This is a genomic window from Micromonospora sp. A200, assembly GCF_029893845.1.
Taxonomy (GTDB): domain Bacteria; phylum Actinomycetota; class Actinomycetes; order Mycobacteriales; family Micromonosporaceae; genus Micromonospora; species Micromonospora purpureochromogenes.
In genome coordinates this window covers 15,468-38,361 of the sequence record NZ_JARXXY010000021.1, presented here as the reverse complement: position 1 = coordinate 38,361, position 22,894 = coordinate 15,468, and the positions used below count along the sequence as shown (strand labels likewise).

The window sequence follows — 22,894 nt, the reverse complement described above, 5'->3', positions numbered from 1 at the left end:
CAACACGACAACACTCCTGCCACCGTCGTCTGCCGCTCGGCGATCGGCCGGCGGTACCGGAGCCGGCGACTACCCGATGCCCACCCCGGGAAACCGACCGCCGACCTCGCGTTCTTCGGCGCGGGCCGCCGGCGGCGACGGACGGGTGTACGACCGGCATCCGGGGGTAGGGACAGCTCCGGGTCGAGAAATGCGCCCTGAACCGCCGCTGCCGCACCGTCCTGTGGGGCAGCGGGTGATCCCCGGTGAAGGGCGGAGGCGCCATGTCAACAGATCCGGACACTCCCGACGAACGAGGGCCTGCCCGATCCTCCGCCGAAGGGCGACCAGGATTGCGTCAACCCATCATGTCGTTGTCGTTGAGCTGCGACGGCGCCACCAAGGTGATCACCGCCAGTGGCGAGATCGACATGAGCAACGCGCACCTGCTCGTGGAGCTGGTGGAGTTTCTCTGCCGTCCTCCGCTGCCCCCGATCGCGCTCGACCTGTCAACGGTGACCTACCTCGGTGCGCCGGGAATCGATGCCCTGCTGCAGGTGCGCGAGCTGGTCACCTCGGCCGGTGGGCGGTTGACCCTCCGTGCGGCCCCACCCTTCGTGCTCCACATCCTCGGTGTGACCGGCGTGCCGGCGCAGCTCGATGTCGACATCGCCTCGGCCCGGTCCACGGCGACGGTACCTCCGGTCGTCACTCGCTTCCCGCTGGCCCGCGGACACGGCGGCAGCCGGCGGTTGGCGCCGCGAGGCTCCTTCGACGGCACTGTCCCTGCCGACCAGCTGGCGCCTTCCGGCTGACCGACCCGTCCCCTCGACACCAGCGCCTTGTTCGGGCGATGCCGCTCGACGATCCCGGGCAGCACCCGACGGCGCACCCCCGACGCGAATGGAGAGACATGTTCAACCCGCTGGATCACAAGGGAATCCCCCTGGAGAGCCAGATCCGCAACTGGCGTGAACTGAACGTCGAACCGATCGATCCCGAGGCCGTCGACCCCTACACCCGGTGCCGGATCATAACGATGAACGGCATCGAGGTCGAGGCGATCAACTTCCAGCACCAGTTCGCCCGCGTCTGCCCGGACCAGGAGGTCCGGCGGCAGCTCGCGTACGTGCGGTACGTGGAGAGCCAGCAGCAGCGGGTGGTGAACTGGCTGCTGCCGGGGGTGGCGAGCGTGCTGGAGACGACCCTCGGCTACGAACAGGTCGCTGTCGACCTGACGGCCTGGGTGGCCCGGCACGAACCGGACCCCTACCTGAAGCAGGCGTACGAGTTCGGGGTGCTGGAGGACTTCGACCACCTGTACCGCTACGCGAACCTCTACGAGATGGTCGAGCGGCGCAAGGCGGAGAAGATCGTCGACGGCCTCACCGAGGTCATGCCGGGCCGGCCGACCGTGCAGGAGCACCGGCACCCGTTCGACGAGGTCCGTACCCCGTACGACCGGAACTCGGTCGACCCGCGCTCCAAGCTGAACGCGTTGACGATCCTCTCCGCCGAGCAGCAGGTGATGTTCTACTACATCAACGTCGGCCCCCAGTACATGGAGCCGATCGCGCGCCAGCTCTACCAGGAGATCAGCCTGATCGAGCAGGAGCACGTCACCCACTACGAGTCGCTGCTGGACCCGGGCGAGAGCTGGTGGGAGCGACTGCTGACCCACGAGTACAACGAGTGTTGGTTGTACTACTCGTTCCTGCAGCAGGAGAGCGACCCGCGGATAAGGGCGGTCTGGGAGCTGCACCTGCAGATGGAGCTGGCCCACCTCCAGCAGGCGGCCGACCTGTTGCGCCGACACGACGGCCGCGAGCCGGAGGAGATCGTCGGCAGCGCCGGCCTGCCCGAGCCGCTCACCTTCGAACCGAACAAGGAGTACCTGCGCCACCTGCTGGCCACCCAGATCGACCTCACCAAACTCGGCGAGGGGTACGTCACGGAGGCGCACGAGCGCTTCGAGTGGATGCAGCAGCAGCTGCACGACGGTCAGCAGCCGCCCACCGAGCAGGTCATCGACATGCACCGCGAGCGCTTCGGCGACGAGTACCGCATCGAGACCGAGGGACCGCACCCGGTGGAGGGGCTGCGTGCCCGGGGAGGTAGCCATGCCTGACACCGACGCCCCGGCCACGCCCGGGCCCGAGGAGGACGTGGTCGACCTGCTGCTCGCCCAGCACGCGCGCGTCGAGCAGCTCTTCCTGCTGGTCATCGGCAGCACCGGCGATACCCGCCGGGAGGCGTTCGACGACCTGGTCCGGCTCCTCGCCGCGCACGAGACCGCCGAGGAGGAGGTCGTCCACCCGCTGGCCCGGACCCTGCCCGGTGGTGGTGGCGAAGCCATGGTCGACGACCGGCTCGATGAGGAACGCCAGGCCAAGGAGACGCTGACGACCTTGATCGCGGGCGGCGTCGAGGCCGACGGCTTCGACACCGGCATCATCCTGCTCCGCGACGCGGTGCTCACCCACGCCCGCTACGAGGAGCGCTACGAGTTCCCCCGGCTGCGACAGCACGTGCCGGCCGACCGGCTGCATACCCTCGCCGCCGCCGTACGCGCCGCGGAGGCCGCCGCGCCGACCCGACCACACCCGAGCGCGCAGTCGGCCAGCGGCAACCTGGCGGCCGGTCCCGCGCTGGCGGTCGTCGACCGGGTCCGCGACGCGCTCCGCAAGCCGTCCGCCGGCTGAAGAACCGCGCGGCGACGCAGGCCGGCTGACCGGGAAGCGGGCAGCGAGCCTCGGGGGCGACTCCGGCACGGGCCGGGGCGCCCCCGATGCTCGCCAGTGCTCCTGACGGGCTGCGCACCCGGTCAGCGGGCGGACTGGATCCAGTCCCGGTAGTGGGTGGGTGCCAGGTGTGCGTCCGGGCCCGCGATGATCGCGTCGCCGGTGACGGCCGCGAACAGGCCGGCCTTGTCGTCGGTGACGACGGTCCGGTCGTCGTGCTGTGCGGCCAGGGTGAGCCTGCCGAGGTCGTCGAGGGCGAAGACGTCCGGGCCGGCGATGTTCCGGATGCCGTTCAGCGGCGAACCGATGGAGACATCGACGACTTCGTCGACGATGTCCGCGGTGGCCATCGGCTGGATACGGGTAGCGGGCAGGCGGACGGTGGTGTCGTCGGAGGTCCAGGACATGGTCGCGTTCATGAATTCGAAGAACTGGGTGGCACGCACGATGGAGTACGGCGTGGGCCCCTGCCGGAGCAGTTCTTCCTGCAGGGTCTTGGCGCGGTAGTAGTCGAGCTGGGGCACCTGGTCCACACCGACGATCGAGAGGATCACCTGGTGCCGGACGCCGGCACGCTCCCCGGCGGCCAGCAGGTTGGTCATGGAGGTACGGAAGAAGCCGAGCGAGGCCTCGTCGAAGGTTGGCGAGTTGGAAACGTTGACAACGACGTCAGCGCCCTCCAGCGCCTGGTCCAGGCCCTCTCCCGTGATCAGGTCGACGCCGGTCGACGGCGCCGCGGGGACGGCCTCGTGTCCGGCCGCGGTCAGCTTCTGGACCACCTGCGAGCCGATCAGTCCGGTACCGCCGATGACTGTGAGCTTCATGGCTCTCACCCTTCCATGCGCGCCGCGCAGGCACGCCCAACTTGTCGAGGACCAGCCCCGAGCTCGGACAACTCTTGTCCGAGACAGTAGTCGGATAAGCTTTGTCCGAGTCAAGCGGGGGGTCGGATGAAGCTGTCAGGTGGGGTCGAGTGGGCACTGCACTGCTGCGTGGTGCTGACCACGGCGACGGAGCCCGTGCCGGCTGCCCGGCTCGCGGAACTGCACGACGTCTCCGGCAGCTACCTGGCCAAACAGCTGCAGGCACTCTCCCGCGCCGGGCTCGTGACCGCCGTCTAGGGCAAGGCGGGGGGATATGTCCTGACCAGGTCACCCGAACTGATCACCATGCTCGACGTCGTCACCGCCGTCGACGGCGCTCAGCCCGCGTTCGTGTGCACCGAGATCCGCCAGCGCGGCCCCCTGGCGACACCGCCGGAGGCCTGCACCCGGCCGTGCCCCATCTCCCGCGCGATGGCCGGGGCCGACGCCGCCTGGCGGGCCGCCCTACAGGCGATCTCCATCGCAGACCTCGCCAGCGGTGTCGACGACGACTACGGCCCTGCCGCGCTCGCCGGCTTGAGCACCTGGCTCACCGCGCGGAACGAGGGCGACACCGCGATCGGCGAGCAGGGGTGATCGCGCAGGGCGCCGGTCGGATCCGGCGTCCTTGACGGGACTCGGCCGGCATCGACCACCCGCTGCGCGGATCAGCGGAGGTGCGATCACGGCGAAGCCCCGACCGGCGGCCGACTCAGCCGGCGCGGTGAGGCCGGTCGCACGACCGGAGACGATGATCGGCCGGTGGGTGAAGCTCTGGCTTCGCCCACCGGCCGACCGCCCCCCTTGGTGGGGGAAATTCTCAAGGCTGCCGTCGGTCCTGTCGGTGCAGGTTCACGACGACGTCACCCACTGTCGCTGTCCGCAGCGCACGCCGCGGTACTGCGCAGGGGCCCTATTCGCTGGCGCGTGACCGCTGCTGTTCGCGGAACTGCTCGACCGGCAGGCCGCCCCGGCCCCAGTTCTCGGTCTCGACCTCGTCGATGACGACGAAGGTCGAGTCCAGCGGCTTGTTGAGGACGTCGCGCAGCAGTTCGCTCACGCCCTTGATCAGCGCGGCCTTCTCCTCGGCGGTCGCCGCCGACGCGCCGGGCGTGCTGCCCTCGCGGGTGATCTGGATGTTGACGATCGGCACGGGATGCTCCTGTCTACGGGTTGCGGTGCTGGCGGTCAGCGCCCGGCGTTCTGGCCGCCGTCGACGTGCAGGATCTCGCCGGTGACGAAGGGCGCGGACTCGAGGTAGACGACGGCGTCGACGACGTCGCTGGTCTCGCCGATCCGGCCGACCGGGTGCAGGCCGGCGAGCGCGTCGTGGGTCTCGACCGGGTGCATCGGGGTCTTGATGATCCCGGGCGCGACAGCGTTGACCCGGACTCCACGACTGGCGTACTCGATGGCCAGCGACTTGGTCGCGGAGCTGAGGCCACCCTTGGTCAACGACGCGAGCGCGGACGGGACGTGCGAGCTGGGCTGGTCCACCAGGCTGGTCGTGATGGTGACGATGTGACCGCCACCGGTTGCCAGCAGGTGCGGCAGGACCCGCCGGGTGAGGTGGAAGAACCCGACGAGGTTGACCTTGGTGACCTGGTCGAGATCCTCGTCCGTGTAGTCGGTGAACGGCTTGGCGACGAAGATGCCGGCGTTGTTGACCAGGCTGTCGATCCGGCCGAAACGCTCCACCGCCGCGTCGACCACCCGCTGCGCGGTGTCCGGGTCGGCGATGTCGCCCCGAATGGTGAGGATGTCCGGATCGTGGGCATCACCGATCGAGCGTGAGGTTGCCACGACGCCGTATCCGAGCTTGCGGTACGCGTCCACGAGGCCGGCGCCGATGCCCTGCGAGGCACCGGTGATCACGGCGACCTTCTGAACCTGACTGCTGCTCATGACGAACCACTTCCTGACTGGCCGAAGCCCTGGTAGGACGGCGGCTGACGGGGCCGGGAGCCGCGATCGCGGCAGCCGGACGACCACTAGACGACTGGTCGACTAAAAGCTAGCCGACCGGTCGTGTATCGTCAAAGCATGGGTCGGACCAGTGACGCACGGAACAAACTTCTCACCGCAGCCGCCACGCTGATCGAGCAGCGCGGCTACGCGGCGCTGGGGGTCGCCGAGATCTGCGCGACCGCCGGCGTGCCGAAGGGCAGCTTCTACTACTTCTTCGAGTCCAAGCAGGCACTCGCCCTCACCGTCATCGACGAGCACTGGGCGATCCAGCGCCGCCGGTGGGAGGAGTTGCTCGGCAGCGGACACGACCCGCTGCGCCGCCTGCGGGACCTGTTCGAGGCCACCGAGGAGGTGCAGCGCACCGGGCAGCAGCAGGTCGGCCTGGTCGCCGGCTGCCTGTTCGGCAACCTCGCCCTCGAACTCAGCAACCAGGCTGAGGAGATCCGCCGTCGGCTCCAGGAGATCTTCGAGGCCCAGATCGACCTCATCGAGCAGGTGGTCCTCGAGGCGAAGGAGCAGGGCCAGGCCGGTCCGTCGGTCGAATCCCGGGAGGCCGCCCGGTCCATCGTCGCGCAGATCGAGGGGCGGGTCCTGCTCGCGAAGCTGCTCAACGACCCGGGGCAGCTGGAGACGCTGTGGCGCAACTGCCTGGACCTGCTCCAGGTGCCGGCGCACGCGCGGCCGACCGACTGAGCGACCCCTAGCCGTTCAGCATCGCGCCCCGAGCCGACGACGGACCCCGCACCGGCGGCGCGGCAGGAACCCCCGACGACGCCGCCCGGGGGTACCGGGCATGACCCGGGGCCTCGCGGTCCAGCCCTCAAGGCCGTACCCAGACAGATGCGCCGATCTGCCTGCAGGACGTGAGGAGCGCTCATAGGCTGCGGACACGCGCCCGCCTTGACGCGAGCCCAGCTCGCAGCGGAAGGAGGTGTCGGTGTCGGCAGCCTCCGGGCGTCCCACGCCCGTGGATCCGATGGTCGCCGGGACCGCCCGCCGCGTGCCGAGCGGCGCTTGCCGTGACCTGCCGCCCGAGCTGGGGCCGGACGCGATCGGCCTGTTGGAGGGGCGCACCTTCATGCTCTCCGACGCCGTGGGAAACGTGCCGGACGGGTCCATCGGCGGGCTCGTGCACGACGACACCCGCTTCGTGAGCAGGTGGGTGCTGACGATCGGCGACGCACCGCTGCTGGTGCTCTCCTCCGGCACCGTCGACCCGTACTCGGCGGCCTTCTTCCTGGCCAACTCGGCGCTACCCGGGCTGCCGGCGAACCGGGTCGGCGTGCGGCGGCAACGGTTCGTCGGCGACGGACTCTACGAGCGCGTCGAGCTGCGCTACTTCGGCATCGAGCCGGCACAGGTGCGGCTGCGGCTCGCGGTGGGAACCGATTTCGCCGACCTGTTCGAGATCAAGGAGTCCGGCCGGGACCGCAGCCCACACATCGTCCGCCGGCACGCGCCGGACGGGTCGGCCCTCGAGTTCGCGTACCGCAACGGCGACTACGCGGCGACGGTACGGATCGAAGCTGACCCGCCGGCCGACCAGGTGGACGGAGACACGCTGGAATGGAACTTGAGGCTGGCGCGCGGACAGCAGTGGGGCTGTGAGCTGTGGGTACCGCTGCGCTGCGGCGAGGAGGACAACCGCCCCACGTCCCGAGAGTTCGGACAGGCCGTCGACCACGGCATGGAGGATCCGTCGACCCGGTGGGCGGCGAGCAAGCCGCACCTGCACGCGGACGCCGACCTGGTCCGGGACGTCTACCACAAGTCGGCGGTCGACCTCGTGTCGATGCGGATCGAGAAGACCATCGCCGGGGAACCGGTCGTCCTGATCGCCGCCGGCCTGCCCTGGTTCCTGACCGTCTTCGGCCGGGACACCCTGATCACCGCCTACCAGACCATGATGTGCGGCCCCGACGTCGCCCGCGGCGCCCTGATCGTGCTGGCCGCCCACCAGGCCACCACGTTCGACGAGTTCACCGACCAGGAACCCGGCAAGATCTTCCACGAGTACCGGTCGGGCGAGCTGACCCGGCTCGGCCTCAAGCCCTACCGCCCCTACTACGGCGGCGCCGACACCACCGCGCTGTGGCTGATCCTGCTGTCGGAGTACTGGCGGTGGACCCGCGACGACGAACTCGTCCGCCGGCTGCGCGGCAACGCCGACGCCGCCCTGGGTTGGATCGACCACCACGGCGACCGCGACGGCGACGGCTACGTCGAGTACGCCACCCGCTCCGACCAGGGCCTGGGCAACCAGTGCTGGCGGGACTCCCCGGACGGCGTGCAGTACGCCGACGGGAACGTCCCGGTCCTACCGATCGCCACCTGCGAGACGCAGGGCTACACCTACGACGCCAAGGTGCGCCTCGCGGAACTCGCCGACGGCCCCTGGCAGGACCCGGACCTGGCCCGCCGGCTGCGAGCGGAGGCCGACCGGCTGCGTGAGCAGTTCGACCGGGACTACTGGATCCCGCGGCGGGGCGGCTACTACGCCGTCGGGCTGGACGGGGACAAGCGGCCCATCGACTCGATGACCTCCAACATGGGTCATCTACTGTGGAGCGGCATCGTGCCCGAGGACCACGCCGGGCACGTCGCCCGGCAACTCATGTCCGACGAGATGTTCTCCGGCTGGGGAGTCCGCACCCTGTCCACCGCCGACACCGGCTACAACCCCATCGGCTACCACCTCGGCACCGTCTGGCCGCACGACAACTCCATCATCGCGGCCGGCCTCGCTCGCTACGGCTACCGGGACGAGGCGAACCGCATCGCCATGGCCATGCTGGAGGCCGCCCGTCACTCCGAGCACCGCCTGCCGGAGGCGTTCTCCGGCTACGACCGGTCCTTCGGCCGCCAACCCGTGCCCTACCCCACCGCCTGCAACCCGCAGGCCTGGGCCAGCGGCGCACCCCTGCTCCTGCTCCGCACCATGCTCGGCCTGAAACCGCAGGCGGACACCCTCGTCGCCGACCCACATCTGCCCGACGAACTCGGCCGAATCCGCCTGCACAACGTGATGGTCGGGGGCCGGCGGTGGAACGTCGACGCCATCGGCTGCCACACCACCCTCACGGAAGCGGAGTGACGCAGACCGACCTCCGGCGGGCTGTGGGCACGGGTGAGTCGACGCCAGGTGCCGGCAGGAATCAGGACGCTGGTGACAGGTGTTCGGCGACGCTCGTCTGCGCCCGAGATTGCGGAAGTTCGGCGGGCGGCTGCCGAACCGCCAGATAATGCGAAAGTCAGCCTGGGTTCATCCTCCGGGGCTGCTGCGCTGATCGCCATGCCTCGGGGAGGGAGTAGCCGTCGGATGAGCACGATGCACGCAGTGAGGGCGCACAGCCGGGGCGGCCCGGAGCAACTCGTGTACGAGGAGGCGCCGCGGCCCGAGCCGGGGCCCGGTGAGGTGTTGGTGGCCGTGAAGGCTGCTTCCATGACACCCCGCGAGCTCACCTGGCCGGAAACCTGGACCCACAGCTCGGATGGGACCGGACCCGAGCGCACCCCGATCATTCCGTCGCACGAGTTCTCCGGAGTCGTCGCGGCGTGCGGTGCGGGGGTGGAGAGCCCCGCCGTGGGGGAGGCCGTCTACGGGTTGATCCCGTTCACCCGGGATGGCGCTGCCGCCGAGTATGTCGTCCTGCCCGCGGCCGTCGTGGCGGCCAAACCCGCCACCGTCGACCATGACCACGCCGCAGCGCTCCCACTGGCTGCGCTGAGTGCCTGGCAGGCGCTGGTGGACCACGCCGATCTGCAGGAAGGCCAGCACGTGCTGGTGCAGGGCGGCGCCGGCGGCGTGGGGAACTACGTGGTGCAGCTCGCGGCCAGCCTCGGTGCTCGCGTGAGCGCCACGGCGGCGGCGGCCGACCTGGAGTTCGTCCAGGATCTGGGTGCGGAGCAGGCGATCGACTACGCGCGCGACCGCTTCGAGGATCACGTCCGCGACCTGGACGTGGTCGTTGACCTCGTCGGAGGAGCCACCCAGTCGCGGTCCTGGTCCGTGCTGAAGCCGGGCGGCATTCTGGTCAGCCTCGCCACGCCTCCGGACGAGCAGGAAGCAGCCCGGCACGGCGTGCGCGGGGTGTACTTCATCGTCGAGCCCGAGCGGAACACGTTGGGTTCCATCGCCGAGCTCGTCGACCACGGCCACTTGCGGCCGGTGCTGGACCGGGTACTGCCCCTCACCGAGACGCGCTCGGGTTACGAGGCGCTCGAGATGGGCAAACGCCGCGGCAAGATCGTCATCCACGTCGCCGACTAGGGCCGGTGTCGAAGTCGCCGGTGTCGCCCACACGGGTCAGGACGGGACGGCCGCCTGCCTGTCGGGCTCTCCGGGCGTACCCGGGACGAGACCGTCGTCGACGGCCGCCGCAATTCGGACGGTGGGGCGTTCGTAGGCTTCGAGCAGTCGCAGCCAGGTCTCGCTGACCGTCGGGTAGGCGGCCACGGCTTGCCACAGCCGGTCGAGCGGTACCTCGCCGACACGCGTTGATGCCCGCCGCCGGCCGGCGCACGAACACTCGCGAGGCCCTTGCCGCCCTGACCTGTGGTTCCTCACTCACCAGTCGACATGGCGGCGATCTCGGCCGACCCAGGTCCCGCTCCGGACGGTACGGCCTGCCCCCTCACGGTGACATTGCAGTCGCATCGTCAACCGGGTAGCGTGGCATGCAATGCAGATGCATTGCATAGCGAGAGGGCCCACATGCACGTGATCGCGTTGTCCGAGGCGACCGCCGACATGGTCGACCTGGTCGGCGGCAAGGCGGCTGGGCTGGGCGAGCTGATCCGGCGAGGCGAGCGGGTCCCCGAGGGGTTCTGCGTCACCGCCGAGGCTCACCGGCTCGGCGTCATTCCGCAGGCGGAGATCGTCGCCGCGTACGAGCGACTCGGTGCGGGCCCGGTGGCGGTGCGCTCCAGCGCCACCGCGGAGGACCTGCCGGAGGCGAGTTTCGCCGGGCAGCAGGACACCCTCCTGAACGTCACGGGCACCCCGGACCTGATCGCCGCGATCAGGAAGTGCTGGGAATCGCTGCACACCGTCCGCGCGACCGCCTACCGCGACGCCCGCCAGATCGATCATCAGGCGGTGCGGATGGCCGTCGTCGTGCAGCGCATGGTCGCCCCTTCGGTGGCAGGCGTGTTGTTCACCGCGAACCCGGTGACCGGTCGCCGCGACGAGATGGCGGTCGACGCCGCGCCGGGTCTCGGCACGACGGTGGTGAACGGGGCGGCGACGGTAGATCACTACGTCCTCGACGGTGTGACCCGAGCCGACGCGGGATGTCTGACATCCGCGCACCTGGCGGAGCTGCGAGCAACGGGTGAGCGGCTGCAGGGTCACTTCGGCTGCCCGCAGGACGTGGAGTGGGCGTTCGACGGAGACGGCGTGCTGTGGTTGCTGCAATCGCGGCCGATCACCAGCCTGTTCCCCCTCCCTCCGGAGACCGGGAAGCCCCTCCCCCGGGTCTACCTGGAGTTCGGCCACGTCCAGGGGATGCTGCAACCGGTCACCCCGATGGGCATGTCGACCCTGCAGTCACAGATCGCGGCGATGCTCGCCTCGCTCGGCGTCCGGGTCGAGATCGTCGACATCGGCGGTCGCCTCTACGGTGACCTGACCGAGCTGGCCCGGCGCAGGTCATCCCGCAAGCGGCTGGTCAAGCTCATGGCGGTCGACTTCGGCCCGCGGGCACAAGCGGTGATGGAGCACGTCCTGGCGGATCCGCGGTTCGCGCCGACCAAGGGCAGCATCGAGCGCGGCGCGGCGGCGGGAGCAGCGTCCCTGCGGACGGCCGGCCGCGCGGTGGTGGGGATCCTGCGCGCGCTGGCCCGTCCCGACGCGGCACGGATCCGAATGTTCCAGGCGATCGAGGAGATGAAGGTACGGTCGGCGGCCCCCGCCGACCTGCGGACCGCCGCCGACCGGCTCCGCTTTCTGCAGGCGCGGGACTCCGAGGACGGCGCCGACGCGATCATGTGGCCGATCGTCACCGGGATGCTGGCCGCCGCGTTGCCGGCGTCGTTGCTCAAGGGCGTCGCCAGCCCGGATGAGATCCACACCGTGCTGGGCGGGATGCCGCACAACGTCACCATCGAGATGAACCTGGCGCTCTGGCGGCTCGCTCAGGGCGCGGGGGAACACCGTGAGCTCCTACTCGACACCCCGCCGGACGAGCTGGCCGTGCGGTATCTGCGCGGGACGCTGCCCGACGTCGGGATGGACGACTTCCTGGACGCTTACGGTCACCGCGGCGTCGCCGAGGTCGACCTCGGCGTACCGCGCTGGGCGGAGGATCCGGCACCGGTCTTCGCGGCGATCGCCAACTATCTGCGGGTCACCGATCCCCAACAGGGGCCCGACCAGCGCTTCCAACGGGCCGCGGCCCAGGCCGAGGCCGCTCTCGAGGAGCTGGTCAGGCGGGCTCGCCGTCGGCGGCCGGTACGCGGCACCATGGCCGGGTTCCTGCTGCGCCGGGCCCGGTCGTTGGCCGGCCTGCGCGAGGCCGGCAAGTTCGCCGGACTGTACCCGCTGCGGGAGAGGCGCCGGCAACTGCTGCTCATCGGCGCCGACCTGCACGGCGCCGGGCTGCTGGAGCAGCCCGACGACATCATGTTCCTGACCCTCGACGAGGTGCACGCCGCGGTGCACGAGAGCATCGATCACCGGGCGACGGTCGCCTCCCGCAGGGCGGTACACCGCAGCGAGTTGCGCCGCAGGGCGGTGCCGGTGGCGTTGCTCTCCGACGGCACCGACGTCGAGACCGTACTGCCGGCGGCGCCGGCCCTCGACGGCACCATCGTCGGCGTGGGCGCGTCGGCGGGCCGGGTGACCGGCCCCGCCCGGGTCGTCCACGACCCGGCCACCGCCCACATCGAGCCCGGCGAGATCCTGGTCGCCGCGACCACCGACCCCGGCTGGACCCCGCTGTTCCTCACCGCTTCGGCGCTGATCACCGAAACCGGCGCGATCATGGCGCACGGCCCCACCGTGGCCCGGGAGTACGGCATCCCCGCCGTCATCTGCGTGCCCGACGCCACGCGAACGATCTCCACCGGTCAGCTCGTCACCCTGGACGGCGGCGCCGGAACCGTCACCCTCCACTGACCGCCTGACCGCCAGCTCACTACCGCGAGGACGACCATGACCGACATGACACCCCCGATCGGGGCGAAGGTGGGCCCGCTGCTGCGCCGGGTGGCCGCGATGGAGGCCGCGATGTGGCGCAGCCTGTACGTGTGGGCGCGGCGCAAGCCGCTCCCGCTGGCGCCGGGCGATGAGCCGTTCGGCTACCTGGGCGTGGTCAAGCCGATCCTCGGGATCTTCATCGGCCTGTCGGTCGTGGAGATTCCGATCTTCGATCTGATCGTCACCAACGTGGTGCCGTGGGGGCCGGCCCGCTGGATCGTGCTCGTCCTCGGCATCTGGGGTCTGCTCTGGATGGCCGGCCTCTACGCGAGCATGCAGATCCACCCACACGTCGTCGGGGACACAGGCCTGCGGGTTCGGCTGAGTTCGGGCATCGACATCTGGATCCCCTGGACGGACGTCGAGGCGCTGCGCAAGCGTCACCGCTCGCTGCCCTCCAGCAAATCAGTGCAGGTCGAGCAGGAGGGGGAGCGCCGGGTGCTGTACATCTCGGTCGGCAGCCAGACGAGCATCGACGTCCTGCTGCGCCGGCCGACGACCTTCGACCTGCCCAAGGGCCGGTCTGAGCCGATGGACGAGTTGCGGCTGTACGCCGACGACCCCGACGGCCTCCTGCGCAGCGCACGGGGCACCCCCGCGACCGGAACTGTCAGCCGGTAGCTGCCGCCCGCCGGCGGAGTGTCCGGGCCATCCACTGTGAAACGATCGAGGTCATGCCCAAGAAGGTCGATCACCAGGAGCGACGCACGCTCATCGCTGACGCGTTGATGCGGGTCGCCGCGGAGCAGGGCCTGGAGGCCGTCAGCCTCCGTCACGTGGCTGCCGAGGCCGGCGTGTCCGCCGGGATGGTCCAGCACTACTTCCGCACCAAGGACGAGATGATGGCGTTCGCGTTGGCCGTGGTCCGCGAGCGCAGCCAGGTCCGGGTCACCGAGGCGATGGCGCGACTGGGCGAGAACCCCGCCCCTCGGCTGTTGCTGCGTACGATGATCGCCGCGCTGTTGCCGCTCGACGAGCGGACCCGCGACGAGGGACGGGTGGCGCTGGCGTTCCTCGCCTACACTGCGGTGCGACCCGCGGCCGCGCCCAGCCTGCGCGAGGACACCGTGCAGCTGACCGGGTTCATCGCCAGCGTCCTCCCGTCTCGAAACGCCGTCGCCGCCGCGGCCGGCCTGCTGGCGCTGATGGAAGGGCTGGGCGTCTATCTGCTCGGCGGGCAGTACACCTCCGAGGAGGCGTTGGGTGCGCTGGATGCCCACCTCGACCTGATCTTCGGCTCGTCGCCTGGTGCCTGACCTCGACGGCAGGCGGACCAGTCCAGGAGGGACTGCCCCCGAGACAACGCCGAGCACGGTGTCATGAGGTCGTGAGGATGACGAGTTGCTGAGTGGCTCGGGTCATCGCGACATAGCGGTCGACCGCTCCTTCGATGCCTTCGCCGAACGCCTCCGGGTCGATGAGGACGACCAGGTCGAATTCGAGCCCCTTGGACAGTTCCGGGGTCAGCGACCGGACGCGGGGCGTCGGCTGGAATGTGGGGTCGCCGATGACGCAGGCGATCCCGTCGGCGTGCGCCGCGAGCCAGGTGTCGAGGATCGAGTTCAGATCAGAACCAGATCCGTGTACGACGGGGACGCCGCTGCTGCGGATGGAGGTCGGCACGTTGGCGTCCGGCAGCACGGCCCGGATGACGGGCTCGGCTTCCGCCATGACCTCTTCCGGCGTCCGGTAGTTGATGCTCAGGGAGGCCAGGTTGATCCGGTCGAGCCCGATCCGCTCGAGCCGTTCCTGCCACGACTCCGTGAACCCGTGCCGGGCCTGGGCGCGGTCCCCGACGATGGTGAAGCTCCGGGACGGGCAGCGGAGCAGCAACATCTGCCACTCCGCGTCGGTCAGTTCCTGCGCCTCGTCCACGACGATGTGCGCGAACGGGCCGGCGAGCAGGTCCGGGTCGGTGCTGGGCAGTGCGGTCTCGTCGACCAGAGCATCCTGGAGATCCAGTTGGCGCAGGCTCGACAGCACCCCTTCACCGTCGTCATAGGCGTGGGCCTCGATCAGCTCGTCGACGACCGTGGCCATGCGCGCGCGTTCGACCGCGACAATGGCCTCATGCTGACGCTTACGCCCTGACGCCTCCGGATCGCCGAGCCGCTGCCGTGCCGCGTCCAGGTACGGCAGGTCGGACACCGTCCAGGCCTGGGCGTTCCCGCGCTGCAGCTTCCGAATGTCGTCGCGGCTGAGCCAGGGAGCGCACTTGTGCAGATAGGCGGGCACCGACCACAGGTCTCCGACGAGGTCGGTCGCTTCGAGCAGCGGCCAGGCGCGGTTGAAGGTCGTGAGCAGTTCCCTGTTCCGCATCAGCGACCTGCGGACCAGGTCGTCCGGCTCATCGCCGTCGTACTTCGCCAGCAGGATCGTCAGCAGCTCTTCCCAGATCTCGTCACGCGCCTCGTTGTGCGGGGTACCGGGGTCCGGTGCTTCGAACGCCTCGGCCCAGTCTTCGGCGCTCAGCCAGATGTCGGACTCGTCGGTCGTGATCGTCATTCCCTTGGCCGGCGGCTCCTCGTAGAACCTGACCGCCGCCTCGATCGCCTTCACCAGGTCCGCGGACGACTTCAGAAGGGCCACGTCCGGATCGGTCTCGACGGTTGCCGCGGCACCCTCGGGCACCAGGTCCCGCAGGGTGCAGGTCTGCACGTCCTCTTCGCCGAGGCTGGGGAGGACGTCGGCGACGTAGGCCAGGTAGGGCTGGTGCGGACCGACGAACAGCACGCCGCCCCGGCGGTGACCGAGGCGAGGGTCGGCGTAGCGGAGGTAGGCGGTGCGGTGCAGAGCGACGACGGTCTTGCCCGTACCCGGACCGCCGTCGACGACGAGTGCGCCGCTCGATCCCGCGCGGATGATGGCGTCCTGGTCGGCCTGGATCGTGCCGAGCACGTCCCGCATCCGGGCCGACCGGCTGCTGCCCAGGCTGGCGATGAAGGCGGACTGGTCGTCGAGCGCGGCGTGCCCTTCCAGCCCGTCCGAGGTGAACACCTCGTCCCAGTAGTCGCTGATCCGGCCACCGGTCCAGCGATACCTGCGGCGGCTCGCCAGACCCATCGGGTTGGCGTGGGTCGCCCCGAAGAACGGCTCAGCCGCTGGGGAGCGCCAGTCGAGCAGCAGCCGGCGACCTTCGCTGTCCGTGAGGCCACGTCGTCCGACGTACACCGGCTCAGGGTTGTCTTCGCTGACCATGCGTCCGATGCACAGGTCCACACCGAAACGCCGCAGGGCACGCAGGCGAGCGGTCAGCCGGCGGACCTCCTGGTCCCGGTCCACCGCCTGCCGGCCTTTGCCGCCGGGCGCCTTGCGCGCGGCATCGAGGCGGTCGGACAGGTCGGCGATCGACTGCTCCAGGCTCGCCGCGAGGGCCGCGAAATGCTGCTCGTCGCGGGCGATCAGCGTCGGGTCGGCCTTGGGGGAAAGGTGCTCGGGAAGGTCGAACGCGCTGGTGGTCAGGGAATTCACGTCATCAGCTCCGATCTGAGATCGCTTGCAGAGGGAGACGAGGGCGCGGCGGCTCTGCGCACGGATCGCCTCGACGGCCACCCGGGCGACGTCTTCCGATGCGCGCATGTGCGTGCTGCCGAAGCTCACGTCCACCGGTGGTGCGCCGCCGTCCAGGAACCCACCAACTCGTTTTCGCGACTCCCATTTTCCGTAGGTTCTGGCCTCGGCCGGCAATTTTGCGGCACGACCCGGGTCTTGCGGCAAGTCCCCCGGTGCGCTATATGTTGAGAGTGGCAGGGAGTGGTATTTCCCTTCCTTGATCGTCCGCTGGACGGACAACCTCCCCGCGAAGCCCGGCGTGCCGCCTACGACCTGTGGCCCGGAGGATCTCCCGTGGGCCTGCGGATGCGGCCGCGGAACGGGAACACCTCGGACGGCTGTGGCGCTGCCGGATTCAGGCCGACGCTCCGGTGGGGTTTGCCGTGCCGTCGGCAGCCAGCGCGAGAACGTCCCGCGCCACGGGCAGCGCGGCCTCGCGGTGTGCCGGGACGAGTCCGATCCGGGTGCGTCGGTCGAGCAGGTCGTCGACGGTGAGGGCGAGTTCGTGGCGGGCGGCCCAGAGCAGTTCGGCGCCGGTGACCGGGATGTCGGGGCCGATCGGCTGGCGGAGGTCGGCCGGCGCCTCGGCCAGCACGTCGACCGCTTCGGTGCCGTACCGCTGAACGAGCCGGCGCGGCGCGGGGACCCGGGCCAACTGGGCCCGGCTCGCGGCGCCGGGCAGCGGGAGCCGGCGGGTGCGGCAAGCGCCGGCGGCGAGGCGGCGCCGGCGCACGGCGGTGTCGACGGCGTCCTCCGCCATCCGTCGGTAGGTGGTGAGCTTGCCGCCGACCACGCTGATGATCCCGTCCGGGTCGTCGATGACGGCGTGTCGTCGGGAGAGGTCGGCGGTCCGGGCGTCCGCGTCGGCGAGCAGCGGGCGGAGTCCCGCGAAGGCGCCGAGCACGTCGGTGGGTCGCAGGGGCTGGTCGAGGACGCTGTTGAGCACGTCGAGCAGGAATGCGACGTCGGCGTCGGCAGGCTCCGGCACGTCCGGCACCGGTCCGTCCACCGCCTCGTCGGTCAGTCCGGCGTAGACCAGACCGTCGGTCTGAGGCAGGGCGAAGACGTAGCGGGTGAACTGCCCGGGTACCGGGATGGTCAGTCCGGTCCAGAGCCCGCCCAGGCGGGCGGCGGACAGGACGATGTGGGTGCCGCGGGACGGGCGCAGGCGTACGTGCGGCGTCAGGCTGCTCGCCCACACGCCGGCGGCGTTGATCACGACGCGCGCGGTGACGTGCAGACGGGCCCCGGTGAGGGTGTCCTCGATGGTGGCGCCGTCGCGGTGCAGTTCGGTGGCGCGACAGCGGGGCAGGATGCGGGCGGACCGCGCCGCGGCGGCGCGGGCCAGGCCGACGACCAGGCGGGCGTCGTCGCAGAGCTGGCCGTCCCAGGACAGGTGGGCTCCGCGGAGGCCGGCCGGGCGTAGCGCCGGTGCCATCGCGCTCGCCTCGGCCGCGCCGAGCCTGCGGGTGCCCGGCAGCGTCCGGCGGGAGGTTCCGGCACAGGTGCGCAACAGGTCTCCGGCGCGCAGGCCGGCTGCCGCGGCGCGGTCCTGCCAACCGGTGGTGTAGCCGGTCGCGGCAAGCAGCATCGGCAGGGGGCGCGTCAGGTGCGGGGCGGTGCGGGTCAGCAGGACGTGGCGTTCGACGGCGCTCTCGTAGGCGATCCCGACCTGGCCGTGGGCGAGGTAGCGCAGGCCGCCGTGGACGAGCTTGGAGCTCCACCGGGAGGTGCCGTGGGCCAGGTCGTTGGCGTCGACGGCGACCACCGACAGGCCGCGACTCGCGGCGTCGAGCGCCACCCCGGCACCGGTGACGCCGAGCCCGACGACGAGGACGTCGACGACGTTGCCGGCGGCCAGCTCGGCCAGGTCCCGCTCACGGCCTGCGCCGGTCAACGATGCGTTCACACACCCTCCTTGCGCTCAAGTGACATTCAGTGTAACTCTGTCACACATGGATGTACGAGGGGAAGCGTCGACGGCCGGCTGGGCTCGCTGGGGAACCGCGAAGGACGTGAAGCTGCCGGACTCCGCGTCGCGCCTGCTGGCGCAGGTGCTCGATCTGACGCCCCCGCCGTCGGTCGTGGCACTGGCGGCGGTCGCGGTGCCGGACTGCGAGCTGGACGGCGCGGTCCTCGACGCGCTGCGGCAGGTGGTCGGCGACGGGCACGTGATCACCACCCAGGAGGCCCGGGTACGCCACGCCTCGGGGATGTCGACGCCGGACCTGTTGCGGGAGCGACACGGTGACGTACGCCTGGCCCCGCAGGCGGTGATCCGCCCGGCCGACCACCGCCAGGTGGTCTCCGTCCTCGACATCTGCTCCCGGCTCGGGGTGGCCGTGGTCCCCTTCGGTGGCGGCACCTCGGTGGTCGGTGGGCTGACCCCCGCCGCGACCCGGTACGTCGCCCTCGACCTGGGACGGCTGAACCAGCTTCTCGCCGTCGACCCGGTGTCCCGGACCGCCACCCTGCAGGCGGGGCTGCGCGCCCCGCAGGCGACCGAGCTGCTCGCCGAGCACGGATTCACCCTCGGCCACGTCCCCCAGTCCTACGAGTACGCCACCATCGGCGGATTCGCCGCCACCCGGTCGTCCGGTCAGGCGTCGGCCGGCTACGGCCGCTTCGACGACATGGTGATGGGGTTGACCGTCGCCACGCCCCGGGGCACCGTCCGGGTGGGCCGGGCTCCCGCCTCGGCCGCCGGTCCCGACCTGCGACAGCTCTTCCTGGGCAGCGAGGGGACGCTCGGCGTCATCACCGACGTCACCGTGCGGGTACGTCCGCTGCCCGCGCGGTCACACTACGAGGGCTGGCGGTTCGAATCGTTCGCCGACGGCCTGCACGCGGTACGGCGGCTGGCGCAGGACGGGCCGCGACCCACGCTGCTGCGGCTCTCCGACGAGATCGAGACCATGATCGGGGCGGCCGGCTCCGGACGCTCGGAGGGAGGCTGCCTGCTGGTCGCCGGGTACGAGGGCAAGGAGGTCCTGCCCACCGTGGAGGCCGCCGCCGATGTGCTGGCCGCACACGGCGGGGTGCCGCTGGGTGAGGAGGCCGGGCAACAGTGGGCACGGCACCGCTTCGACGCCCCCTACCTGCGGGACGCGCTGCTGGACGCCGGGGCGTTCGCGGAGACGCTGGAGACCGCGGCGTACTGGTCGGCGCTGCCTGAGGTGCACGGCCGGGTCCGCCAGGCGATCCTCGACGCGCTGCCCGACGGGGCGCTGGTGCTGGGCCACGTCTCCCACGTCTACGAGACCGGCGCCTCGCTGTACTTCACGGTGATCTGCTCGCCCGGATCGGACCCGATCGGCCGCTGGCGGACGGCGAAGGCGGCGGCCAGCGAGGCGATCGCCGCCACCGGCGCCACGATCAGTCACCACCACGGAGTCGGCGCGGACCATCGCGCCTGGTATGCCGCCGAGATCGGCGACGTGGCCGTTGACCTGCTTCGGGCGGTCAAGCAGCAGCTGGACCCGGCCGGCATCCTCAACCCCGGCATCCTGGTGCCGTGAGGTGCGCGCCTTCACCGTGATCCTCGGGCCGGCCGCGCGCCGAGGACTGTCCCGCGTGATGCCGGTGGCTCACCAGCTCCGCGCCGTCGGCGCGCGGATCCGGGTGGAGTACACGCAGACCGCCGAGCAGGCCCGCCACCGCGCCGCCGCCGCGGTGCGGGACGACGAGGTGGTCGTCGCCGCCGGCGGTGACGGCACCATCCGGCTGCTCGCCGGCGTGGTCGCCGACCTCGGCGGCCTGCTCGGTGTCATCCCGGCCGGGCGCGGCAACGACTTCGCCCGCCAGTTGGGTTTGCCGCACTCCCCCGATGCCGTCGCCGACCTCCTGCTGCACGGCCGGCCCCGGCACCTCGACGTGCTCCGCGTCGCCGGGCAGACGGTCGTCGGCAGCGTCTACACGGGCGTCGACGCGGCCGCCAACGAACTGGCCAACCGGTCACGCCTGCCCGCGTCGCTGGTGTATCCCACCACCGGTCTGCGGGCGCTGCTGCGGTGGCCGCGGACCCGGTACACCATCACCGTGGACGGCCGGACGGAGGAGCTGCACGCCTACACGGTGGTGGTGGCCAACTGCGGGTACTACGGCCGCGGGCTGCACATCGCCCCGATGGCGCAGCCCGACGACGGAGCGCTGGACGTCGTCGTGGTCCGACACGCTCCGAAGCTGCTGTTCCCGGTCGTGTTGCGACAGATGCGCGCCGGCTGGCATCTCGGACGCCGGCAGGTCACGTCCTACCGCGGCAGCTCGGTCACGGTACGCGCCGACCGGCCGGTGGTCGCGTACGGGGACGGCGACCCGATCGGCCGGGGCGACCAGGTGCACGTCACGCTCCGCCCGCGCGCGCTGCGGATCATCTGCGGCTAAGGCCCTGTCGAAGTCGGTCACCCGCACCCGTTCGCGTTCTCCGGCGGCACCGGTCCGTACTGCGGATACAGCGACTTCGACGCAGCCCTAGTCCGGCCGGAGATAGCCGTCGACCAGCCGGACCAGCTCCCGGTCGAACTCGGCGACCGGCACGTCATCGGCGACCGTGCGGAGGGACAGCACGAAGGACTGCGTGGTCAGGTACACCATGCGGGCCAGCACCTCGGCATCGTCGACGCGGACCGAGCCGTCCTCGTGGCCATCGACCAGCGCCGCCACGAGAAACCGCAGCATCTCGTCCTGGCCGTTGCCGCGCCGGTCCAGCAGGTACGGCAGCAGCACCTCCGGATCGACGTCGCGGATCTTGCACAGCAACGGGTGACTCCGTAGCACCCGGGCCGCCGCCACCACCCGCGAGACCAGGCGGGACCGGGCGGAGCCCGCGCGCCCGTCGTCCGCGGCCTCCGTCAGCACCTGATGCCACTCCCGGCTCATCAGGTCCCCGATCAGCGACTGCACGTCCGGCCAGCGCCGGTAGACCGTCATCCGCGAGACCCCGGCACGTCGCGCCACGTCCGTCAGCGTCGTGCGACGCACCCCGTAGGCGAGGACACAGTCCCGGGCAGCGTCCAGGACCGCGTCGTCGACGCCGCGCTCGCCGGGCTGGCTCACCTCCACCACGCGGAATGTCTACCACGCTCACTGTTCCGGTCGCCCCGGGCGTGGACGACATGCGGTCACAGCGATCCCCCATGTGACAGGCGACGACCTACCCCCTCGCGACCGGGGCGGTCGTCATCCGATGCGGTACTGGTCGCCGTAGACGGCGAAGACCAGCGGGGTGTTCAGGTTGAAGTTCCCGTTGTTGAGAAAGACCCGCTGGGCGGTGTCGACGCGGGAGGTGTCCGAGTGAGCCGGCTCCTTCCTCATCTCGGCGACCCGCTCATCGAGAAAGGCGTTCAGCCAGGTCCGCTCGTCGCCGCCCTGCGTCGGCGGCTTCGCTCGGGTGAGGGCACGGCTGCGGATCCCCCGCATGCCCTCATAGCCGTGCATCACGGCCGCGTCGTAGTAGGCGAACTGCCCGAGCGCCCGTACCCCGTCGGCCTTGCCGTCGCGTACCGACGGGTTGAAGTACACCCGGTCCCGCTCGGCCTCCTGTGCGACCCGGAACACCGGGTCCGCGGCGGCGGTCCGCCAGTCGCGGGGGAAGTACGGGTCGAGGCCGGCGTGCGAGTCAGTGCCGTTGACGGCGCGCAGGGCCGGCAGGTACCCGGCCAACACGTTGCCGGGCTTGGTCCTCGTGTAAGCCTCCACCAGTGCGAGCATGTCGCCCGTGCCGGAGCAGAAACCGATGATGCCGGCGGTGTAGCCCCGCCCGTCGCCGATGTCCTCGATGTAGGAGAACTGCGCGCGCCAGTCGAGGGAAGAGTTCTCCGCCGCCGAGACGAGCTGCATGGCGACGTCCTTCTTCGCCGGGTCGTCGAGGGGGGCGCCGGCCGGGGCGGACGGGCTGGGCGTGGCACCGCCGCCGGGCAGGACCCACCGCTGGTTGGCGTTGCCGGAGCAACTCCAGATCTGCAACCGGGTGCCGTTGGCCGTGCTCCAGTCCGTGGTGTCGAGGCACTTGCCCGAGCCGGTGTTGACCAGCGCGCCGTTGCTGGCGGCCCACTTCTGGGCGCCGGTGCCGTTGCAGTCGTACAGCTGCACCTTGGCGCCGTCGGCGGTCGACGCGGCGGTGACGTCCAGGCACTTGCCGAGCGCGCGGACCGAGCCGTCGGCATTGCCGACCGTCCATGCCTGGGCTGCGGTGCCGTTGCAGTCCCAGAGCTGGACCGGCGTGCCGTTGGCCGGGTTGGCGCCGGCCACGTCGACGCACTTCCCACCGAGGCCGGTGATCGGCCCGGCCGACGCGGCGCTGGCCGACGACAGGCCGTAGCCAACCGTCGCGGTGGATACCAGCAGAGCCGCTGAAAGGTGGGCGACTGTCCGCTTGCGAAGCATGGGCTCTCCTCGGATGGGGGTGCGGTGCTACCGCCCTCCGGTTGGTGGCCTGCGCCGCGTCGGACGGTCCCGGTTACCGCCGTGACGCATTAGATAACCTTATTAACAGATACCAGTACGTCTATGCGCTGTCAATCTACCGACGGTGCTAGGGAACCTGCCCACCCCGCGACTCGGCAGGTACGGCATGCCGATGGGCCGTTGGGGAG

General features: G+C 70.9%; 18 protein-coding genes and 1 pseudogene. 12 read left to right on the top strand and 7 right to left on the bottom strand.

Going from position 1 to position 22,894, the window contains the following annotated elements; all coding sequences use genetic code 11:
* Positions 1-347: 347 nt before the first annotated feature.
* The 3 genes from M2302_RS20785 to M2302_RS20775 all read left to right on the top strand — a co-directional run bounded on the left by M2302_RS20785 (position 348) and on the right by M2302_RS20775 (position 2,681).
* Entirely contained in the window at positions 348-794 is a 447-nt protein-coding gene (locus M2302_RS20785) for an STAS domain-containing protein (protein WP_280839516.1), read from the top strand.
* Positions 795-892: 98 nt separating this feature from the next.
* Positions 893-2,107 carry a hypothetical protein gene (locus M2302_RS20780; RefSeq protein ID WP_280839515.1) on the top strand — a complete coding sequence of 405 codons (1,215 nt, stop codon included), beginning with the start codon at positions 893-895 and terminating at the stop codon, positions 2,105-2,107.
* Entirely contained in the window at positions 2,100-2,681 is a 582-nt protein-coding gene (locus tag M2302_RS20775; RefSeq protein ID WP_280839514.1) for a hemerythrin domain-containing protein, read from the top strand. The genes M2302_RS20780 and M2302_RS20775 overlap by 8 nt, the downstream gene beginning before the upstream one ends.
* A 122-nt stretch (positions 2,682-2,803) precedes the next feature.
* Here the strand turns inward: M2302_RS20775 and M2302_RS20770 are convergent, their stop codons facing one another.
* On the bottom strand, positions 2,804-3,544 hold the full coding sequence (locus M2302_RS20770) for an NAD(P)H-binding protein (protein WP_280839513.1): 741 nt from the start codon (positions 3,542-3,544) through the stop codon (positions 2,804-2,806).
* 126 nt (positions 3,545-3,670) lie between these two features.
* On the opposite strand from M2302_RS20770, the pseudogene M2302_RS20765 reads away from it, so the two are divergent.
* Positions 3,671-4,180: pseudogene (locus M2302_RS20765) on the top strand (Rrf2 family transcriptional regulator).
* A gap of 316 nt (positions 4,181-4,496) precedes the next feature.
* Here M2302_RS20765 and M2302_RS20760 read toward each other — a convergent pair.
* The gene (locus tag M2302_RS20760) at positions 4,497-4,736 is read right to left on the bottom strand and encodes a 4-oxalocrotonate tautomerase family protein (protein WP_154936273.1); all 240 of its coding nucleotides are present in this window, start codon (positions 4,734-4,736) and stop codon (positions 4,497-4,499) included.
* A gap of 35 nt (positions 4,737-4,771) precedes the next feature.
* A complete protein-coding gene (locus M2302_RS20755; RefSeq protein ID WP_280839512.1) occupies positions 4,772-5,488 on the bottom strand; it encodes an SDR family oxidoreductase in 717 nt (238 codons plus the stop codon).
* Positions 5,489-5,626: 138 nt separating this feature from the next.
* Here M2302_RS20755 and M2302_RS20750 point away from each other — a divergent pair, with 138 nt between their 5' ends.
* From M2302_RS20750 to M2302_RS20725, 6 genes are all read left to right on the top strand, one after another.
* The gene (locus M2302_RS20750; RefSeq protein ID WP_280839511.1) at positions 5,627-6,244 is read left to right on the top strand and encodes a TetR/AcrR family transcriptional regulator; all 618 of its coding nucleotides are present in this window, start codon (positions 5,627-5,629) and stop codon (positions 6,242-6,244) included.
* Positions 6,245-6,488: 244 nt separating this feature from the next.
* Complete coding sequence (locus M2302_RS20745; RefSeq protein ID WP_280839510.1) at positions 6,489-8,645, top strand: glycogen debranching N-terminal domain-containing protein; 2,157 nt, start codon at positions 6,489-6,491, stop codon at positions 8,643-8,645.
* Positions 8,646-8,870: 225 nt separating this feature from the next.
* Positions 8,871-9,821: an NADP-dependent oxidoreductase gene (locus M2302_RS20740; RefSeq protein ID WP_280839509.1), complete on the top strand. Its 951-nt coding sequence runs from the start codon at positions 8,871-8,873 to the stop codon at positions 9,819-9,821.
* A 444-nt stretch (positions 9,822-10,265) separates the two neighbouring features.
* The gene (locus M2302_RS20735; RefSeq protein ID WP_280839508.1) at positions 10,266-12,668 is read left to right on the top strand and encodes a PEP/pyruvate-binding domain-containing protein; all 2,403 of its coding nucleotides are present in this window, start codon (positions 10,266-10,268) and stop codon (positions 12,666-12,668) included.
* A gap of 45 nt (positions 12,669-12,713) precedes the next feature.
* Complete coding sequence (locus tag M2302_RS20730; RefSeq protein ID WP_280839507.1) at positions 12,714-13,370, top strand: hypothetical protein; 657 nt, start codon at positions 12,714-12,716, stop codon at positions 13,368-13,370.
* A 53-nt stretch (positions 13,371-13,423) separates the two neighbouring features.
* The gene (locus tag M2302_RS20725) at positions 13,424-14,005 is read left to right on the top strand and encodes a TetR family transcriptional regulator C-terminal domain-containing protein (protein ID WP_280839506.1); all 582 of its coding nucleotides are present in this window, start codon (positions 13,424-13,426) and stop codon (positions 14,003-14,005) included.
* Positions 14,006-14,066: 61 nt separating this feature from the next.
* On the opposite strand, the gene helR is transcribed toward M2302_RS20725, so the two are convergent.
* Positions 14,067-16,211, bottom strand: coding sequence for an RNA polymerase recycling motor ATPase HelR (gene helR / locus M2302_RS20720; RefSeq protein WP_280839585.1), 2,145 nt, complete (start codon positions 16,209-16,211; stop codon positions 14,067-14,069).
* A 445-nt stretch (positions 16,212-16,656) separates the two neighbouring features.
* On the bottom strand, positions 16,657-18,210 hold the full coding sequence (locus M2302_RS20715) for a glycerol-3-phosphate dehydrogenase/oxidase (RefSeq protein WP_280839505.1): 1,554 nt from the start codon (positions 18,208-18,210) through the stop codon (positions 16,657-16,659).
* 46 nt (positions 18,211-18,256) lie between these two features.
* On the opposite strand from M2302_RS20715, the gene M2302_RS20710 reads away from it, so the two are divergent.
* Complete coding sequence (locus tag M2302_RS20710) at positions 18,257-19,819, top strand: FAD-binding oxidoreductase (RefSeq protein ID WP_280839504.1); 1,563 nt, start codon at positions 18,257-18,259, stop codon at positions 19,817-19,819.
* Position 19,820: 1 nt separating this feature from the next.
* Positions 19,821-20,684, top strand: a complete 864-nt coding sequence (locus tag M2302_RS20705) for a diacylglycerol kinase family protein (RefSeq protein ID WP_280839503.1) — start codon at positions 19,821-19,823, stop codon at positions 20,682-20,684.
* 87 nt (positions 20,685-20,771) lie between these two features.
* Here the strand turns inward: M2302_RS20705 and M2302_RS20700 are convergent, their stop codons facing one another.
* Complete coding sequence (locus tag M2302_RS20700; protein ID WP_280839502.1) at positions 20,772-21,365, bottom strand: TetR/AcrR family transcriptional regulator; 594 nt, start codon at positions 21,363-21,365, stop codon at positions 20,772-20,774.
* A gap of 114 nt (positions 21,366-21,479) precedes the next feature.
* The gene (locus tag M2302_RS20695) at positions 21,480-22,685 is read right to left on the bottom strand and encodes a chitosanase (RefSeq protein WP_280839501.1); all 1,206 of its coding nucleotides are present in this window, start codon (positions 22,683-22,685) and stop codon (positions 21,480-21,482) included.
* Positions 22,686-22,894: the final 209 nt, after the last annotated feature.

Bases quoted from the DNA above. Each gene is read 5' to 3' on its own strand.
- M2302_RS20710 (WP_280839504.1), top strand. From the start codon at position 18,257: ATGGATGTACGAGGGGAAGCGTCGACGGCCGGCTGGGCTCGCTGGGGA.
- M2302_RS20780 (WP_280839515.1), top strand. From the start codon at position 893: ATGTTCAACCCGCTGGATCACAAGGGAATCCCCCTGGAGAGCCAGATC.
- M2302_RS20775 (WP_280839514.1), top strand. From the start codon at position 2,100: ATGCCTGACACCGACGCCCCGGCCACGCCCGGGCCCGAGGAGGACGTG.
- M2302_RS20755 (WP_280839512.1), bottom strand. From the start codon at position 5,488: ATGAGCAGCAGTCAGGTTCAGAAGGTCGCCGTGATCACCGGTGCCTCG.
- M2302_RS20785 (WP_280839516.1), top strand. From the start codon at position 348: ATGTCGTTGTCGTTGAGCTGCGACGGCGCCACCAAGGTGATCACCGCC.
- M2302_RS20735 (WP_280839508.1), top strand. From the start codon at position 10,266: ATGCACGTGATCGCGTTGTCCGAGGCGACCGCCGACATGGTCGACCTG.
- M2302_RS20770 (WP_280839513.1), bottom strand. From the start codon at position 3,544: ATGAAGCTCACAGTCATCGGCGGTACCGGACTGATCGGCTCGCAGGTG.
- M2302_RS20730 (WP_280839507.1), top strand. From the start codon at position 12,714: ATGACACCCCCGATCGGGGCGAAGGTGGGCCCGCTGCTGCGCCGGGTG.
- M2302_RS20750 (WP_280839511.1), top strand. From the start codon at position 5,627: ATGGGTCGGACCAGTGACGCACGGAACAAACTTCTCACCGCAGCCGCC.
- M2302_RS20695 (WP_280839501.1), bottom strand. From the start codon at position 22,685: ATGCTTCGCAAGCGGACAGTCGCCCACCTTTCAGCGGCTCTGCTGGTA.
- M2302_RS20740 (WP_280839509.1), top strand. From the start codon at position 8,871: ATGAGCACGATGCACGCAGTGAGGGCGCACAGCCGGGGCGGCCCGGAG.
- M2302_RS20725 (WP_280839506.1), top strand. From the start codon at position 13,424: ATGCCCAAGAAGGTCGATCACCAGGAGCGACGCACGCTCATCGCTGAC.